Origin of the sequence: Croceibacterium soli (assembly GCF_009828065.1) — a bacterium.
In the GTDB taxonomy this organism is placed as follows: Bacteria; Pseudomonadota; Alphaproteobacteria; order Sphingomonadales; family Sphingomonadaceae; genus Croceibacterium_B; species Croceibacterium_B soli.
The window spans coordinates 1-14,875 of record NZ_WTYK01000008.1; the positions used below are offsets into that span (position 1 = coordinate 1).

At 67.5% G+C, this 14,875-nt stretch carries 10 protein-coding genes; 1 reads left to right on the top strand and 9 read right to left on the bottom strand.

Going from position 1 to position 14,875, the window contains the following annotated elements; all coding sequences use genetic code 11:
• The 5 genes from GRI75_RS12435 to GRI75_RS12455 form a co-directional block, all read right to left on the bottom strand.
• On the bottom strand, positions 1–1,112 hold a 1,112-nt coding region (locus GRI75_RS12435; protein ID WP_328597983.1), incomplete at its 3' end, for an FAD-dependent oxidoreductase.
• Positions 1,113–1,132: 20 nt separating this feature from the next.
• Positions 1,133–1,576: an aconitase X swivel domain-containing protein gene (locus GRI75_RS12440; RefSeq protein ID WP_160747320.1), complete on the bottom strand. Its 444-nt coding sequence runs from the start codon at positions 1,574–1,576 to the stop codon at positions 1,133–1,135.
• A complete protein-coding gene (locus GRI75_RS12445) occupies positions 1,576–2,868 on the bottom strand; it encodes an aconitase X (RefSeq protein ID WP_235911491.1) in 1,293 nt (430 codons plus the stop codon). Before GRI75_RS12445 ends, GRI75_RS12440 begins: the two co-directional genes overlap by 1 nt.
• Positions 2,869–2,871: 3 nt before the next feature.
• A complete protein-coding gene (locus GRI75_RS12450) occupies positions 2,872–4,539 on the bottom strand; it encodes a dihydroxy-acid dehydratase (RefSeq protein WP_160747321.1) in 1,668 nt (555 codons plus the stop codon).
• Positions 4,540–4,663: 124 nt separating this feature from the next.
• On the bottom strand, positions 4,664–7,636 hold the full coding sequence (locus tag GRI75_RS12455; RefSeq protein ID WP_160747322.1) for a TonB-dependent receptor domain-containing protein: 2,973 nt from the start codon (positions 7,634–7,636) through the stop codon (positions 4,664–4,666).
• A gap of 122 nt (positions 7,637–7,758) precedes the next feature.
• Between GRI75_RS12455 and GRI75_RS12460 the strand changes: the two genes are divergently transcribed.
• Complete coding sequence (locus GRI75_RS12460; protein ID WP_160747323.1) at positions 7,759–8,634, top strand: LysR family transcriptional regulator; 876 nt, start codon at positions 7,759–7,761, stop codon at positions 8,632–8,634.
• 22 nt (positions 8,635–8,656) lie between these two features.
• On the opposite strand, the gene GRI75_RS12465 is transcribed toward GRI75_RS12460, so the two are convergent.
• The 4 genes from GRI75_RS12465 to GRI75_RS12480 are packed head-to-tail and all read right to left on the bottom strand — an operon-like array spanning position 8,657 to position 14,569.
• The gene (locus tag GRI75_RS12465; protein ID WP_160747324.1) at positions 8,657–9,685 is read right to left on the bottom strand and encodes a LacI family DNA-binding transcriptional regulator; all 1,029 of its coding nucleotides are present in this window, start codon (positions 9,683–9,685) and stop codon (positions 8,657–8,659) included.
• Positions 9,682–10,986: a sugar MFS transporter gene (locus tag GRI75_RS12470; protein ID WP_160747325.1), complete on the bottom strand. Its 1,305-nt coding sequence runs from the start codon at positions 10,984–10,986 to the stop codon at positions 9,682–9,684. The genes GRI75_RS12465 and GRI75_RS12470 overlap by 4 nt, the downstream gene beginning before the upstream one ends.
• 10 nt (positions 10,987–10,996) lie before the next feature.
• Entirely contained in the window at positions 10,997–12,973 is a 1,977-nt protein-coding gene (locus GRI75_RS12475) for a glycoside hydrolase family 3 protein (protein ID WP_328597989.1), read from the bottom strand.
• 33 nt (positions 12,974–13,006) lie between these two features.
• Positions 13,007–14,569, bottom strand: a complete 1,563-nt coding sequence (locus tag GRI75_RS12480; RefSeq protein WP_160747327.1) for a carboxylesterase/lipase family protein — start codon at positions 14,567–14,569, stop codon at positions 13,007–13,009.
• Between the last annotated feature and the right edge of the window lie 306 nt (positions 14,570–14,875).

The window sequence follows — 14,875 nt, forward strand, 5'->3', positions numbered from 1 at the left end:
AGGCCCGCCAGCCGCCGCGTGTGCCGCACGCCGAGCTGGCTGGCGCTCTGCAGGCTGTAGACGCTCTCGAAGCCGGGCGCATGCTTGCGGAAGAACTGGCAGTGCCCTTCCATCAGGCGGTGGCTGCGGATCTCGACTTCGGTCATGTCGTCAGGATCGAGCGCCGATAGGCCCGACTGGCGGGGCCCGAGGAACAGCGCGATGTCCGGCCGCCAGCTGACGTACGGCGTTTGGAAGAAGCCGAGCTCCTCCCGGCCCCTGGCCATGAACTCGCGCAGCTGCTCGGGGTAGAGCACCTTCCAGTTGATCCAGCGGTTCATGTCGACCCCGCCGAGCACCCAGCCGGTGTTCATCGAATGGTGGACGTCGCCTTCCTCGATGTCGGTGTCGAACGCCGCCCCGGCACGGGCGAACATGTCGCCGTCGCCGGTGGTGTCGACCACGACTTTGGCCATGAGCGCCTGGCGCCCGGCCTTGCTCTCGAACACCACGCCTTTGGCGATCCCGTCCTCGACGATCGGGCGCGCGGCCCAGGCGTGGAACACGATCCGCACCCCGGCTTCGAGCAGCATCTCCTGGTTGTTCAATTTCATCCGCTCGGGATCGAGCGTTGGGGCCCACTGGACGATGCCGTGGAAGGCGGTGGTCCGCTGGCCCCAGTAGCCGACTTTCGTCTGGTCCTGGCTGCCCCAGTCCTCGCGCGGCGGACCGGCGACGGCTTCGGGCGGCATGCGGTCGATGAAATGCCGTGCGAAGCCCTGGATCACGTGGTTGCCCTGCCAGTCGGTCATGCGGTCGATCCACATGACCAGCCCGCCGGTGGAAAGCCCGCCGAGGCAGTTGTAGCGCTCGACCAGGGTCACGTCGGCCCCGGCCTTCGCCGCGGCCCAGGCCGCCGCGCAGCCCGCCGGGCCGCCGCCGATCACCACCACGTCGCACTTGTGGTAGACGTCGATCTCGCGCGCATCCTCGCGCACCGTGCCCCCGCGCCGCGGCGGCGGCAGCGTGTGGCGCGTGCTCTCGAACACGTCGGAGCCGAGGAAGCGGTCCTCGCTGTGCCCTTCGATCCGCTTCATGCGGGGAAGATCGTCCTTGCGGTCGTTGTCGCTCACTTCGTATCTCCTACCGGCCGTCAGGGCCGTCCGCCCTTCCACACCGCGACAGTGCCGCTGTCGGCATCGATCCGCACCCAGTCGCCGGTCTCGATGTGCTCCAGCGGGTCGCTGTCGAAATCAGTCATGCTGGGCACGCGCAGCACCACGGCGCCGAGGGCGGCCTTGGTGGTCATGATGTTGAACAGCAGGCCGAGCGGGGCCTTTCCGGTCAGCCGCGTAGTGTGGAACACGGCCGACCACCCGGAGGAGCCCTTGGCCCCAGGAAAGACCAGGATCTTGCCGGCGAAGCTGCGGCCCTGCAGCTCGTGGCGGTTCTCGATCACCTCGCCCTTCATCGGGTTGACGCCGCCCCAGCCGGAGATCGTCTGGTGCGTCACGAGAGCTTCTCCCTCAGTCACGCCACCGACCACCGTGCGGCCGCGGATCAGCACGTCGGGCGCCCTCGTCGCCAAAGTCGCCATCAATTCAGCCTCCCTTCCCAACGCCCGGTGCAAGCGGCATCGATGCAGTCCTGCGTCGTGCCGAACCATCCTTCGATGCCCATGATCGCGGGGAGGTAGTGGGTCTGCTTGGCGCTGTCGAACGCCGCCACCCTGGTGCCTGGCGGCACGGCCTGGCTGATCGCCGAGCAGGTGTCGGTCATCAGGTGCGCCCCGGCCTTGCGGATGACGTCGGCATAGCCGCTGGCTTCGGCGGTCGCCTTCACCGCGCGGCTGGTGAAGATCCACAGGCTGCTGTTCTCGTGCACGCGGCGGCCTTCGAGCAGGCGCGCGGCTTCGGCGAGTTGCTCGGCCGAGTAGTGCGGGCAGCCGAGCATGACGTAATCCACGTCGCGGCTCTCGCCGATGGCGTTGAGCCGCTCGTAGATCGCGCGCCGCTCATTCGGACCATAAGTGAAACGCTCGCCTTTGGGCGCGCCGCCGAACGCCGCCTCCACGCTCGGCGCTTCCGGCGTGATGCCGGCCATGTGGTACATCTCGACCCCGCCCGAGGACGCGGCGGCCGCGCCGAAGTGCTTGTGCTTGATCAGCGCAGGGTCGGAGATCGCGCCGTCGAGCACGGGGATCGCATCCTCCACGGCGGCGCCGGTGAAATAGCCGAGCATGCCCCACTCGAAGACCGAGTCCACCGGCGTTTCCACCTGGATCAGGTGCTGCCCTTTGCGGAATTCGTCCCGATGGAAGCCCCAGTTTGGGACCCGCTTGGCCAGCATCGCCGCGCTGGTGGATTCGCGCCCTTCGCAGTTGGTGCGCCCGCCGATGACCGAGTTGCAGAACACCACCGCGCTGGATTCCATCCAGGCGCAGTGTTCGCCCATCACCGGCACGTTGCCGGCCAGATAGGGCGTGCAAGTCTTCAGCACCTGAATGCCGTGGCCGGCGACTTCCTGCTCGTCCGCCTGGAAGTTGGCGAACGCCTCCTCGGTCATGCCCTGCTCGCGCCAGAGCTCGGGGTCCATTCCACCCTGGAGGTGGCAGCTGAAGCCCTGGATCCGCGGCACGTCGACCACTTCGTCGGAATCGAGGTCGAAGCGGGAGAACACGGCGCGGTAGTCGCCGCCGTCCGCCGCGTAGTACTCCTTCACCCATTTTGGGGAGGAACCGGGAACCCCGGCGATGTTGTCGGTGTAGACGAAGTCCTCGGCGCCCAGCGCCTCTCCGTAGCGGATCAGCAGGTCCATCGCCTTGGCGACAGCCTGGCCCTGCGCGCCGTCGCGCATTGCCTTTTCTTCATCGCTCAGCCGCATGACCATGGCCTACCTCTTCACATCGACTAGAACGGCACCGGTGGACATCGGCTGAACGATCTCGCGGTATATCCCAAGCCAACCATCTGCATGGACAGGGAAATCCGTGCCGACCGCGTCCCTGCCGGCCAGTTCCTCGGCCGGAACCATCAGGTCGATGCGCCTGGTGTCGAGATCGATCTCGATCCGGTCGCCGTCGCGCACTTTGCCGATCGGGCCGCCCGCCGCCGCCTCGGGCGCGACTTCGGCGACCGTTAGGCCCTTGAGGCACAGGCCGGACAGCTGCCCGTCGGTGACCATCGCCACGTCCTTGGCCAGCCCGGCAGCGTCGATCCCGAACAGGACGAAGGACGCGCCGCCTCCCATGGCGGGTCCGCCCTTCAGCCCTTGCCCGCGCAGGACCATGACATCGCCCTTCTGGATCTTGCCTTCGGAGATCGCCGCCATCGCAGCCTGCGTGCTTTCGAACACCCGGGCGGTGCCGGCAAAGCTCTCCGGCCGCGATCCGTCCCTGATGCCGAGCTTCACCACGGCGCTTTCCGGCGCGAGCGAGCCCTTCAGGATGGCGATCGATGGGCCATCGGAGATCGGCCTCTCGAGCGGGCGAATGATATCGGCGTCACCCACTGCAGCATCTGCCAGGTCCTCGGACATCGGCTTGCCCGAAGCGACCAGCACATCCAGGTCGAGCACGGGCTCGAGCTGCTTGAGCATCGCCCGCGCGCCGCCGGCATCTTCGAACTGTTCGATGCGGACCGCGCCGTTCGGGCGCACCGCCGACAGGGTCGGCACCTTGCGGCCCATCTCGTCCCAGATCGCATAGAGATCGACCGGCAGCCCGCCCTCGGTGGCGGTCGCCTGCAGATGCTTGATCGCGTTGATGGAACCGGACACCGCCAGGACCATCGCCGCGGCATTGCGGAACGCGCCTTCGGTCATGATCTTGCGCGGCGTCAGGTCCTCTTCGACCATGCCGACGATGCGGCGCCCGGCAGCGCGCGCGAAATCGAACATCTTCTCGCTGTTCGCCCGGACCGGCGCCGATCCCGGCATGCACATGCCGAGCGCCTCGACCACGCAGTGCATCGTGTTCGCCGTGGCCATGCCGGCGCAGACGCCCGGGCCGCGCACCGCCTGCTTGGTCATGTCCGCGACCGAGTGCTTCATCTCTCCGCCCAGCGCCTCGCGCACGCCGCCGGAGAACAGGTCCTCGATATCCACGTGATCGCCGTCGATCATGCCGGACGCCTGGTATCCGCCGATGACCAGGAGCGTGGGGATATTCAGCCGCATCGCCGCCATCAGGTGGCCCGGAGGGGTCTTGTCGCAGCTCGTCAGGCACACCATCCCGTCGAGCAGGGCCGCCTCGACTTGCGCCTCGATGTCGTTGGTCACGAGATCGCGCGCCCCGAGGATGTAGCTCCCGGTCTTGGCCGCGCCGGTGATGAAGTCCGAAGGAGCGGTCGTGCGGACTTCGAAGGGAACGCCGCCGGCTTCGCGGATCGCTTCCTTCACCACTTTGGCCACGCCATCGAGATGGGCGAAGCACACCGCCAGCTCGGACGACGAATTGACCACGGCGATCTTCGGCTTGAGCAAGTCTTCCTCGCTCAGGCCCAGCGCCTGCCAGTGTGCGCGGCGGACCGGCGAGTTTGCGGCGATGCTGCGGAGTTTCAAGTGCGAGACCTTTCGTTAGGTGCGGAATGTAGCCGGACGGGCAGGCTGGGATTCCCAAGCCAGTCGCCGCCCCGGCCAACCGAAAGCGCTGGCCGGATCCGTGGACCCGGCCGGCGCGCCATCGTCAGAACTTGGCGCGGACGCCGCCCTTGAAGAAGCGCCCGATCGGGTTGAACAGCACGTTGTTGCCGGCGCCGTTCGCACCCGGGAACTTGGGCGGATCCTGGTCGAAGACGTTGTCCACGCCGAAGTAGATCTCCGTCCGTTCGGCGAAGCCCAGGTCCATCCGGTAAGTGGCCATGAGATCGACGTAAGTGCGCGACGGGACCGAGTTGGTGTTGGCGCTGTTCGGGTTCGTGAACGCGAAGTCGGGATCGCCCGGCTCGACGAACGTGGGGAAGAAGAACCCGCTGTTGATCCAGCGCACGTGCGTGTTGAACGTGAAGCTCTCCCCGATGTCGAGGCTGGCAGTCGCGTCGACGGTCCAGTCCGGCACGCCCGGGGGCGTACCGCCACGCAGGCCGGTCTGGCCGGCACGCTCGGTGGCGCCGACCGCGTCCACCGTGATCAGGTCGTCGGCATAGTTCGCCAGCACCACCAGGTTGAGCGCATTGTCGGCTCCCAGCGGCTGCCTGTAGTTCAGCTGGAAATCGATGCCCCGCGCGATCAGGCGGTTCACGTTCTGGACGGTGTCTTGGATGTTGGTGACGTTGTTGTTGGCATCGCGAGTCACCAGCGAACAGCTCAGGGCGTCGCCGTCGGCGCAGCGCTGCACGATGTTCTGCTGGCCCAGCACGCCGATCGCGTCGGCGATGTCGATGTCGTAATAGTCCATCGAAGCGCGGAACCGGCTCAGGAATCCGCCCGTCGGCTGAATGACCACGCCGGCGGTGAACGTATCGGCTTTCTCCGGCCTCAGTTCGGGGTTGGAGCCGCTCGTGATCGGCACGATTACCTGGACGCCGCCGTTGCCGACGTCGGTCAGGATACCGGTCCTTATGGTTTGCGGCCCGAAGAGCTCCGGGATGTTGGGAGCGCGGATATCGCGCGAGCGGGTCACCCGGAAGCGCACGGCTTCGATCGGGGCCCAGACGGCGCCGAGCTTCCAGGTCGTCGCGTCGACTTCCGACGAATCCGCGAAGTCGCTCGACCGCTTGTAGTGGGTCTGGCGGACGGCCGCGCTGACACCCAGTTCGCTGGCGAAGGCCACGTCGCGCAGCAGCGGAACGTCGATTTCGCCGTAGCCTTCGAGAACCTGGATCTCGCCGGAGATGGCCGAGCCGTTGCCGGCATTGAAGAACCCGCCGGTCTTGGAGATCGGATCGGTATCGCCGGTGAGGCTGTCGTTCCGGAACTCAGCGCCGAAAGCGACGCCGACCGGTCCGCCGGGCATTTCGAACAGCGTGCCGGCGATGTTCGCGGCCAGCACGTGCTGCTTGGTGACGCTGGTCTGGAACCCGTCGGCGGTGACGTAGTCCGCAGCCGCCGCGAAAAGCGGGCCGTTGGCATAGCCGAACGGGTTCAGCGGAACGCAGTTCGGATCGTTGTTGTTCGGATTGGCATCTGCGTTCACCCGGCAGACCGGCTGCCCGTTCAAGGTCGTGGCGTCGAGCGCCCGAAGGATGTTCGCGGTGATCGTGTTGTTCCGCAGGTCGCTGCGGAATTTGTTGCGCCCGAACTGGTAGTACCCGTCGACGACCCAGCCTCCGCCGATCTGATACTCGGCACCGCCGACGATGCGGAACACCCGGTTCTTCGCCTCGATCTGCACAGGTCCGACATCGTCGAACCCTTTGCCCAGGGTGAAGCTGGTCGCCCCGCTCTGCGCAAGGATCGTGGGGATGTCGAGCGTCGGGTCGGACGAGCGCGGGATGAAGGGGTTGTCGCTCTGGATTTCCAGCGCGATGTTTCGGTAGGCGGTGCTGCGGTGCCGCCCCTCGCTGCCACCCAGCGTGACCCCAAGCTCGAGCGAGAGATCCGGGGTCGGATCGTACGTCAGAAGTCCCATCGTGCTGTAGCGTTCGGTCGGCGACACGATCGGGAAGTCGAAGTAGACGTTTTCTTCGGCAGGCGTGCCGGTCTCGCCGCCGATCATCCAGATGCGGTTCGCATAGGAACCGAACTGATAGCGGCGCGGCGTTCCGTCGTTGTTGAATGTGATGCCGTCGATCGGCCGCAGGGCAGGCAGGTCCCTCCCCACGAACGCACTTGCCGGGGGCGTGGTGACGCCCTGGAAATCGGCGGACCAGACTGAAGCGTTGGGTACGATCAGGGTGGCGGGGATCGTTGGCTGCTGCCCGGCCCTCAGCGGATTGCGGCCGACGATGGTGAAGCCGTCGACGCACCAGTCGCGCTCACGGCACGCATCGATGCCGTCCGCCTTCTCCCACTCGCCGCCGACGACGAGGTGCAGGTTGGAGGCGATGTCCCAGCCACCGGCCGCGCCGATCTGCCGCGTGAAGTTGTCGTCCTTGTCGGTGATGCCGAGCTGGCCGTTCACCCGGTAGCCGGTGAGGTCGCGATTGAGGATAAGGTTGGCCACGCCGGTAACGGCGTCGGAGCCATAGACTGCGGAGGCGCCCCCGGTGACCACTTCGGCTCGCGACAGAAGGATCGAAGGGATCATGTTCGTATCGACGGTGGCCTGGGTCGTCGATGGAACGAACCTCTTCCCGTCGACCAGGGTCAGCGTCCGGACGGCGCCGAGCCCGCGGAGATCGAGGATACGGCCGCCCACGTTCAGCCCGGGGCCGGGCGTGAGGCCCGCGGTGGCCGGCGACTGGGTGGGGCTGAACGAAGGAAGCTCGTTCAGCGCGTCACCGACGTTGGTGATGCCCCGCTGATCGAGCCGCTCCGCGTCGAGCATGGTGACCGGGGTCGGCTGGTCGAAGCTGGACCGGATGCGCGACCCGGTGACCACGATCGCCTGGCCCGTGCTTCCCGCGGATGCATCGGCGTTAGCATCGGCGTCAGCGGCGGCAGCGGCGCTTGCTTCAGCGGCTTCGTCTTGTGCGCTGGCGGGGGCGAAGCTCATCGCGCATGTTGCGATAGCCAGGGCCCAGGCGGATACACGCGTACCTGTGACGGTTTCGATCATGACCTGCTCTCTCTCCCATCGGATCGCCATATTTCTGGTCGATCTCACCCTTTTGCGTAGGCCAATCGCGATATAACCGGAATAGTGCTTGGTGCGACTTCAGCATTCACGATTCGAGAACAATGGATAACCTGCTCAACGTCCGCACGTTCGTGGCCGCCGCCCGCCTGGGTAGCTTCGCAGCCGCCGCGCGCTCGTTCTCGATCTCACCGTCCGTCGTGTCGAAGCGCATCGGTCAGCTGGAGCACGAGTTCCGGGTTCCGCTGTTCCACCGCTCCACCCGGGACCTGCGGCTGACCGACGAAGGCACCCGCCTCCTGCCCCGCTGCATGAAGCTGGTGGCCGAATACGACGACATGCGCGACGCCTCCCGGGATGAGATCAGCGGCCTTTTACGGGTGGAGGCGCCGGGTTCGGTCACGGCGATGATCCTGGGGCCGATCTTCTGCGACTTCCTGACGCAGTACCCGGCGGTCGATCTCGATCTTCGCCTGACCGACCGGCTCGACAATCCGCTCGCGCGGAGCTGCGATCTCACGGTCGGGGCTCGGCCCTCGACGCATGAGAATATTCGCGACTACCCGCTGATGCCCTATCCGTGCGCCGCCTATGCCAGCCGCGCCTATGTGGAGCAGCACGGATGCCCGGACCATCCGCGCGAGGTGGTCCAGCATCGCTGTCTGGTTTCGCTGCTCCACGGCAAGACCTGGCACTTCTACAGCGACGAAGGGGACTTCGGGATCACCGTGAAGCCGCGCTTGGCGGTGAACGACACGATCGTCCTGCGCGAATCCGTTCGCCGGGGCCTCGGCATCGCCGTCCTCCCGTCGTTCCTGGTCGAGGACGATCTCGCGGCCGGTACGCTCCACGCGGTCCTGCCGCGGTACCGTCCGCCGCCGATGTGGATCAAGGCGCAAGTGTCCACCCAGAAAGCCGCGAAGCCGAGCGTGATCGCGCTGCTCGATTTCCTCCGCAGCCGGCTCACCAGCGTGGAGTGAGCCTGCCCGGCGGCGCGTCCGGTCAGCGCGCGCCGGGAGGGGCCACCGAGTCCCGCTCCACGAGATGCGAGCCGATCCGCTGCGTCACCGGCGTCTCCTCCACGCCGTCGATCAGCATCCTGACGGCGGCGAAGGCCATCCGCGCGATTGGCTGGTGTATCGTGGTGAGGTAGGGCCAGACGGTCGTCGCGATGATGCCGTCGTCGAAGCCGCACACGGAAACGTCCTGCGGCACGCGATAGCCCATCTGCTGCGCTGCGTTCATCACCCCCGCCGCCATGTCGTCGTTGGTCGCGAACACCGCCAACGGCGGCTCGCAGGCCCTGAGCAGGCGCTTGCCGGCCTGTATGCCGCTGTAGAACGTGAAGTCGCCGAATTCTTCGCACACGATCGCCTCGGGATCGAGCAGGCGCAATTCCTGAAGGAAGCCCTCGCGCCGGTGCGCGGCGCGCCCGTGGCTCTCCGGCCCGTTCACCAGGCCGATGCGCTTGTGACCCAGGCGGCGGAACAGGCTGGCTACCTCGCCCGCTGCCTGGAAGTCGTCCGTCTCGACCGCGCTGGACCGCTCCGGATCGAGCACCGGAGCGATGCGCACGTAACGCTTCCGCTCCCGCTCCAGCATGCCGAGCACGCGCGGGTCGTCCGCGAGCGGGGGCGTCAGCACGAAGCCGTCGCAGCGCCCCTTCTGCAGGACCGCGCCGATCTGGGCGGCCAGCTCTTCGTCCGAACAGCTGGAATCGATCTCGTCGATCCGCAGGTGATAGCCCGCGTCCCGGCAGGCTTCGTAGGCGCCCGCCTGGACCTTCATGTTGTAGTTCGGCGAGGGGTTGTCGAACAGCACGCCGACCACGAACGACCGGGACCCTGCCAGTGAGCGCGCCGCGACGTCCGGCACGTAGCCGAGCGCCTCGACCGCCGCGGTCACTTTCGCGCGCAGCTTCTCCGAGACGTGGGCTTCGCCGTTGACCACGCGCGAGACGCTCTTGAGCGAGACGCCGGCCCGCTCGGCGACGTCTTCCATGGTGATGCGGGTACGAACGGCATCGCTCATGCGGCCTTCCCCAGCGGCCTCCTGGCGAACATCCCGAAACCGGCAATGAGCGCGTAGCAGAGCGCCGGCAGGATCAGCGCGAAGGCGAGGCTGCCGGAGATGTCGGCCAGCCAGCCGGTGAGCGGTGGGATCACCGCGCCGCCCACGATGGCGACGCAGATCACCCCCGATCCGTCGGCCGCGCGGGGGCCGAGACCCTCGCTCGCCAGGGTGAAGATCGTCGGGAACATGATCGAGTTCATCAGGCCGACGGCGAGCAGCGAGTATCCCGATACGACCCCGGTCGTATTGGCCGAGATGGCAATCAGCGCGATGGCGGCAAGGGCGTTGAAAGCCAGCACCTTCCCTGGGCTCACGACCCGCAAGATGCCCGATCCGATGAAGCGCCCGACCAGCGCCCCGCCCCAGTAGAGCGCGATCAGCTTGCCCGCCGCTTCTTCGCCGAGGTCGAGCACGTCGGCTTGCATCAGGTAGTTGACGATCAGGGAGCCGATCGCGACTTCGGCCCCGACGTAAAGAAAGATCGACGCTGCGCCGTAGCCGAACCGCGGCCGCTTCAGGAGCTGGAACCCGCCGAGAAGGTTCCCGGGCTCGTGCCGCTCTCCCTGCAGGCGATGGCGGAACAGCCACACGGCGCCTGCCACCACAGCCAGCGCCAGGGCGAGGCCGAGGTAGCCGTTGACGATCGCCTGGCTCTCGGCGGTCTGATACGCCCGCAGGGCTGGGCCGGAGAGTTCCGCCGCGCTCACGGTCGCGAGGCTGCCCAGGATCAGGATCGAGCCGAAGTACGGAAAGACCGTCGTGCCCAGCGAGTTGAACGCCTGGGCGAACGTCAGCCGGCTGTGCGCGGTGCGCGCCGGCCCGAGCAGCGAGATCAGCGGATTGGCGACGACCTGGACGATGGTGACGCCGCTCGCCAGCACGAACAGGGCCAGCAGGAACAGCCCGTAGACGGCGGTTTGCGAGGCGGGGATGAACAGCAGGCAGCCGGCCATCATCGTCAGCAGCCCGACCACTGCCCCGCGCATGTAGCCGATCCGCTTCACCAGCGCCGCACCCGGCAGCGAGACCAGCAGGTACGCCCCGAAGAACGCTGACTGGATCAGCATCGCTTCGAAGTAGCTAAGCGTGAACAGCTCCTTGAGCTTCGGGATCAGCACGTCGTTGAGCGAAGTGATTCCGCCGAAGATGAAGAACAGCGCGAACACGAAGGGCGGCAGCCCCGGCGCGTTCACGTGGGTCCCCTCGTCCTCCAGCGGCAGCGGGTCGGTCGAGGAGGAGATCTGGGGAGCAATGGCCATGTCTGTCGCCTTACTTTCTCACGATGCCCGCACCGCGGGAATAGAGCGGTTCCACGCTGTCGTCCGGAATACCCGGGTCCTGAGCCTCGACCGCAGCCATGGAACGCGGCAGCTCGAACGGCAATGTGCCGCGCGCCACTGCTTTCCCGAGCAGCACGTCGAGCACCGCTGCGTCGCTCGCCCCGAAGTTCGCGAGGATCACCGCCGCCTTGTCCTGCACGTTGGTGAGGATAGCCGGCCGGTCGAGGAAGATCGCCAGCGCCGTGGGCACATGCCGGCTCGCCTGCCTGAGCGCCTCGTACGCCGTATCGCCGTCGCGGAAGTCGAGCCGCCCTTCCTTGTAGCGGCTGCCGAAGAAGTGGTTCGGGTGCAGCATCTCCGAAGGCGCTTCCGAACGCACGATGGCGAAATCGGCATCGGCGGGGTCGCTCACCACGGTCAGACCGGCGCTTTCCGCCGCCGCCCGGTCCATTCCGAACAGCCAGACCTTCTTGCCTGCGGCTGGCCAGGTTCCGCGATCCTGCAGCAGCACTTGCGCCTCGCGCTGGACTTTGGCGGCGAGGGCGAGATCGTCGGGCGTGGCGATCAGGGCGTCGGCCTGGGCCGGATCGACGTAAGGGTTCTCGAACAGACCCAGGCGGAACTTCGGGATCAGCACGCGCCGGACCGACTCATTGAGCCGGCTCGCGGAGATCTCGCCAGCCTGAACCGCTTCGACCAGCGGCGCGACCTCATCGGTCCCGCCGAACTGGTCCAGGCCGGCCTGGAGCCCCTTCACATAGCGCTGCCGTACGGTGAGATCTTCGACACCCCACGCGGTGGAGATATCCTCCGGCCGCTGCGGAGCTTCCGCCGTGGGGGCGCGGCAGCGCTCGTTACAATTGCGCGTGATCGCCCAATCGGACAGCACGAGCCCGTCGTATGCGAGCCGGCCGCGCAGGACATCGGTCAGGATCTGCCGGCTGAACCCGGGGCTGACCTCCTCGATCGGCTCGCCATCTAGCGTAGCGCCGACCAGGATCGGGTAAGCCGGCATCAGCCCGGCGGCCTTGGCCTGGAAGGCACCGCGGAAGGCCGCGACATGCAACGCCAGCGCAGCGCCGGGCCGGGCGAAGCGGCCATAGTAGTTGTGCGCGTCGAAGCCCTCGGGCTGCGCCCCGTAGCCGACCCAGTGCTTGACCACGGTCGCCACGCCATTCGCCTGCAGTCCCTCGCTTCCGCCCTGCAGTCCGGCAACGTAAGCGCCGCCGAGCACGCTGGTCAGCTCCGCATCGCTGCCGAACGTGCCGCTGGTGCGGCCCCAGCGCGGCTCGGTCGCGAGATCGAGCTGCGGGGACAGCGCCATGTGGATGCCGACAGCGCGGTATTCCTTGCGGGCGATATCGCCGAAGCGCCTGACGAGTTCGGGATCGCGCAGGGCGGCGAAGCCGAGCAGCTCGGGCCACTGGGTCGTACCCGTGCCGCTTTCCGCCGCGCCAAGAACATATTGGAAGTGGCTGCGCGGGTCGGTGCTGATCGTCAGCGGGATGCCGAGCCGGCTGCCCTCCGCCAGCTCCTGCACCGCGTTGTTCTGCGCGGCGAGCTCCGCGGGCGCGAGCGTCAGGCGCGTGATGAAGCTGGTGACATGCTTCTCCCCCACGAGCCTGGACAGAGCTTCGAGGTCGTAGCCGTCGGCGCGCCCGAGCACCCCGCCCTTCCCCGGCAAGGTCGAATGCATCAGCGCGCCGACTTTCTCGGCCACCGTCATGCGGCCGACCAGGTCCTCCGCCCGCTGCTCCGCCGGCAGGCGCCAGTCCTCGTAGGCGTTCAGCGTCCCGTCCCGGTTGAGATCGCGGAACTGAAGCCCTCCGACCCTCAGCAGCGGCTTCACCCGCGCGTCCAGAGGCGGCGACGCGCCGAGCGCGGACTCCGGCACCCCGCTCTGCACGCAGGCTGCCGACACCAGCAGCGCGGCACCCGCCGCGAGGGGCTTCACGAAAGAACGCACCAACTTCATTCTCCTATGCCGCCGAACTGGGGCCTACTCGCCCGCGGCAGCCCGCTGCTCGCTGGCGGCCTCGGTCACGTCCAGACGCGCGCGCCACGGGTCGGGGCCACCCTGCGCTTCGCTCATCCCGAACAGCATGACCGGCCGGCTCTCGTCGTCATAGACCGGCCACTGCGGCAAAGTTGCGGCATTCGGATTGCCGGTCTGGGCGAAGTTGACGAAGTAGGCGCTCATGGTCGCCGCCATCGCATGGTCCTCCGGCGTCGTCTCGCCGGGATAGCGTGCCTCGATCGTCTTGAAGAAGAACGGGATCTCCGTCGCGTGAGGCAGCCCGGGCCACTCCGCGCGCATCGCTTGCGGCACATACCCCGCGCGGTAATGCCAGGCGGGCTGCCCCGCCTTGGTCATCTGCTGGACCATGTGTCGCGCCGGCTCGACCATCCCGGCATCGGCATTGATCGCCGCCTCCAGCTCTTTCCCGTCAAACCCGGCGTAAGCTTCGCGCGCCTGCTGCGCGAACTGGCCGAAACGCGCTTCGAACAGATCGCCTTCCGCCGGCGGTGCGAAGCCGATGTCGGCGGTGTTCGCGCCGGCCATGAACGGCACCGGAGCAGCGTTGCCGGCCCGGTACACGTCCGGCGGCGGAGCTTGCAGCAGGAACCCGTCGACCAGCGGCCCGGAGCTCGGAGCGACAGGCTTCTGGGCGATGCCGATCCCCGCGACCACCTTTTCGGCCGGCAATGCGCGGAGCTTTGCCAGCGCCTCCGGCCCCGTCCCTTCGACGCCGGCCCACTGAGCGAAGCCGAGCCCGGCGTCCTCCCCGTCAGGCCCGGCTTCCGATCGGACCGGCAGCTCGGCGCGCAGCCGCCGCCCGCCACCCGACATCACGATCGCCTTGTGGAACTTGCCCCGCGCCATCGGCGAAGCCATCATCATGCTCACGGAGCCGCCGCCCGCACTCTCGCCGAACACCGTGACATTGTTCGGATCCCCGCCGAAAGCGGCGATATTGCGCTGGACCCAGTCCAGTGCGGCGATCTGGTCGAGATAGCCGTAGTTGCCGAGCAGGCCGTTGTCCTCGTTCGCCTCGGTCAGCGCCGGGTGAGCGAAGAACCCGAACCGTCCGAGGCGGTAGTTGAAGCTGACCAGCACAACGCCCTGCCGCGCCAGCTCGGACCCGTCGTAGACTGCCGGAGAAGCGCCGCCGTTCACCAATCCGCCGCCGTAGATCCAGAACATCACCGGCAGCTTGTCGCCGGGCTGGGCGCCGGCCGGCCGCCAGACGTTCACGTAGAGGCAGTCTTCCGCCGGCGGAGTGCCGAGCGGGGCAGCGTCCCGCGCGAACGGGATCTGCATGCAATCGTTGCTGAACGCCGTCGCCTGCCGCACCCCCTGCCACGGCTTCACCGGCTGCGGGGCACGCCAGCGCAAGTCGCCAACCGGCGGCTGCGCGAAAGGGATGCCTTTCCACGAGGAGATGCCGCCCTCGGTCGCGCCCTCGACTCGGCCGCTGTCGATCGCCACGACTTGTGCCGAAGCAGTTCCCCCGCCCACGCCCGCGAGCGCAATCCCGGCCATCAACGCCAGCTTCCACATACCTGCTTCCTCTCCCCGCCGCGGCTTGAACTGCGCGAGCCGCTTGCGCCCCGGACATAATGACATCGCTGTCAGCTGTCCAGAACGCGAGATTGCTTAGGGTTGCTTGCCATAGAGCTGCGCACTCAAAGCGGGCAACGCATGCGCTCAAATTCGGCCTCGCCGGCACTGTCAGTGTGCCATCGCGCAATTCTCTGTAGCTTCGCCTGCTGTCGCACATGGCGGAGGGCTGGCGGCGGACGGCTGCCATAATGACCGTAACACGGCGGAAGGCACTGCCACAGTGGGCCGAGCGCCGGGACTGCG